This is a genomic window from Candidatus Seribacter sulfatis (genome assembly GCF_964187635.1).
GTDB classification, from domain to species: domain Bacteria; phylum Verrucomicrobiota; class Verrucomicrobiia; order Opitutales; family Seribacteraceae; genus Seribacter; species Seribacter sulfatis.
In genome coordinates, this window is the sequence record NZ_CAXLMO010000083.1 from 1 (window position 1) to 3,036 (window position 3,036).

General features: G+C 47.0%; 2 protein-coding genes. One reads left to right on the forward strand and one right to left on the reverse strand.

Annotated features, from left to right (window positions below; all coding sequences use genetic code 11):
* The first annotated feature begins 198 nt into the window (after positions 1-198).
* Complete coding sequence (locus ACKPQ5_RS08135; RefSeq protein WP_407678607.1) at positions 199-2,361, forward strand: right-handed parallel beta-helix repeat-containing protein; 2,163 nt, start codon at positions 199-201, stop codon at positions 2,359-2,361.
* 294 nt (positions 2,362-2,655) lie between these two features.
* Here ACKPQ5_RS08135 and ACKPQ5_RS08140 read toward each other — a convergent pair whose 3' ends face one another.
* Positions 2,656-2,790, reverse strand: coding sequence for a winged helix-turn-helix domain-containing protein (locus ACKPQ5_RS08140; RefSeq protein WP_407678608.1), 135 nt, complete (start codon positions 2,788-2,790; stop codon positions 2,656-2,658).
* Positions 2,791-3,036: the final 246 nt, after the last annotated feature.

Sequence of the window (3,036 nt, forward strand, 5' to 3'; positions counted from 1 at the left end):
CAGGAACTATCTGAGAAACTAGATAGCTGGAAAGCCTCGCTGCCCACAACGCCTAGTAAAAACGGTTTGTCCAATGCCAGAAAGAAGGTTCTGAAGAAAAATTCCAACAAATAAATTTTCTTGAGAGCCCGCCCATTGAACTACACTTTACCCTCCCAAATGAAATTTTAGCCCGAGTAATCACACGAGATTACAAGAATGAAAACACCTTTACTATATTTATGTATTTTCGGCATCATCTCTTACGGAGAGGCGAATGATTTCTATATCTCAACAACGGGTTCCGACGATTGGTCCGGCACGCTAAAAGAGCCGGATGAACAAAAAAATGACGGTCCGTTCGCGACATTGGCTCGAGCGCGGGATGCGGTTAGGGAACTCAAAAAGAGCGGGATGGCAAAGAATATCCATGTTCAAATTCGCGGCGGACACTATCGCATTCACGAAACAATAGTCTTCGGAGTGGATGATTCGGGGGAAGGTGATTTCTCGATTGCCTATGAAGCTTACCCAAATGAAGAACCAGTATTCTCTTCGGACGTCACTATTGATGGTTGGAAGCAATTGGAAAACACCAATGGGAAAATATGGGTAACAGATGTCTCGAAGAAAACCAGTTCATTCTTCACCCTCTACGATGGCGAAAAGCGATTGCCCAGAGCACGCTCGAAAGGCTTTATTCCGGTCATGCCCGATTCCAAAGAGGAGCGATCCAAATCGAGTCGCACCAATCTCCATTTTCCCGTCGGGGCAATCAGAAATTGGTCTAACCTCGAAGGTATAGACATTGTTGTTCGGCCGCTACATGCCTGGGTGGTAAATATACTGCCCCTTCAATCGGTAAACCAACAAACCCAAATAGCGACGGTATCTATTCCCGCGACCTACGCAATGAATGAACTTCACTACCTGCCGGGAACCGATTCCGTATGGGTGGAGAATGCAATCGACTTCCTTGATGAACCCGGAGAATGGGTTTTTGATAGCAAACTAAGTAAACTATACCTCTGGCCGGTAACAGAAGGCATGCCAAGGGGAATAACGGCTCCATTGCTTCAGGAATACCTCAAAATCGAAGGCTCAATAGACGAAGATGGCCCGACAGATATCCCTGTTCGAAACCTGATTTTTCGTGGACTCACACTCACTCGCGGCGAAAGCTGGCGGGTAGGTAAAGACGACAAGGGGCTGCAACACGATTGGGATATGCATGACAAAGCCAACGCCTTGGTTCGCTTGAGGGGGGCTGAAAGCTGCACCATCGAGAAATGTCGGTTTACCCACAGTGGCAGTAGTGCCATTCGGCTGGATCTACATGCGCAGAAAAATCGAATTCAGAGCAATCATATCGAGCATATCGGCGGCACCGGAATACTGCTGTGCGGTTATGGGCCAGGAACGAAAGATGTCAACCATCACAACTTGATTCGCAATAACCATATCCATCACGTCGGCGAAATATACCCACATTCCCCCGGTATTTTCGTTTGGCAAAGTGGCGACAATCGAGTCGTCAACAACCTGATTCACCATACGCCGTACTCCGGAATCATCGTTTCGGGCGTGATGACCAGTTTCTTTTCGAAGAGAGATAATAACAGCCGGGAACTGGTGCGAACGATTCGTTGGCAGGAGGTAGGTAAGAATCGTAATCAACGTAGTTTTGAGGAAGTTAGACGGTTTTTGCATACCCACGACAATCTCGTCGAAGCCAATGAAATCCATCATGCTATGGAACAACTGGGCGATGGCAATGGTATCTATATCAGGGGCGCAGGATCAGGGAATATCATTCGCCGCAACTATATCCATCACTTGGTCTCGCCGGTCGCGCTGCAATCAGCCATCCGCACCGACGGAGGACAGCGGGATACTTTAATTTCCGAAAACCTGATTTACCGATGTACCTCTCAGGGTATTCAACTGAAGCTAAACAATCGCGCCGAAAACAATATCATCGCTGATCTAATCGAACCGATTCATAAGGGTGAAAAGCGATTACCTGCCTATTTCAAACTTCGCGAAGGCCCGATGACTGGGGCTGTGATCCAGCGAAACATCCTCTATCACCCGGGTGAGAACGCTGTTTTCTACGACCAGGGCAACAGTCCCAGACTCCCGGCGGCATGGGCCAAGCAAGCCAACACCGATCACAATCTCTATTATTGCGCCGGAAATCCCAATATGAGCCGCGCAGTACTCAAAAAGGCAAGGCGAACCGCGATCGATACCAACAGTCGCTCCGCTGACCCGCTGTTTGTCGATCCCGAAAATGGTGACTTTCGTTTCAAACCCGGTTCACCTGCAAAAAAACTCGGTATTGTACCGATCGACTTGTCAAAAATAGGCCTGCAAAATTGATTGGACGTTTTCAGCACCAACACAAAGCTCATGAAAGTTCTTCAGGGGCAGGAGTGGACCACTATTGAAGATAAAAAGAGGACGTGTCGCTTCTTGTCCGGTGAAACGATGCGCATTATCAAGCAAGTCTTACAGAGTTTGGGTCATCGAAAACAGTTTCGTTTTAACCCTTAAGCTATCTGGAGCTTCTATCAAAAATTCGCGTCGATCCGCCAGACTTATATCAGTGGCCTGAAGAGATGAGTCAACAGATGAGAGTCGTTGGTTTGGCAAAATCGTTCGGCAACTACAGCTTTAGTTAGGTTTCCAACGATAACCTTCTCCGTGACAGGTGAGTAGGTGTCGAGGTGATTTCGGGGTATTTTCCAGTTTTCGACGCAGTTTGACAATGTAGTTATCAATCGTGTTGGTGGATTTCCCGTTCCTCAAACTTGTTCGAGGATAGTGGCGCGCGAGATGATTTGACCCGGTCGAGTATCCTAAACCATGATTTAGTCAATGGTTTTGCTAGGTAAATATCTTACATGAGTAGGCATCTTTACATCCTTTTTCGCTCGATTGCCATTGCTATTAATCCCTTTGCAATCTCACTTTTATACATGATAAAAGTAACGAATAATATAAGTTCGGCTTCACAACTTCCACTACCCCCATAACAGAGAAAACCACACCAGG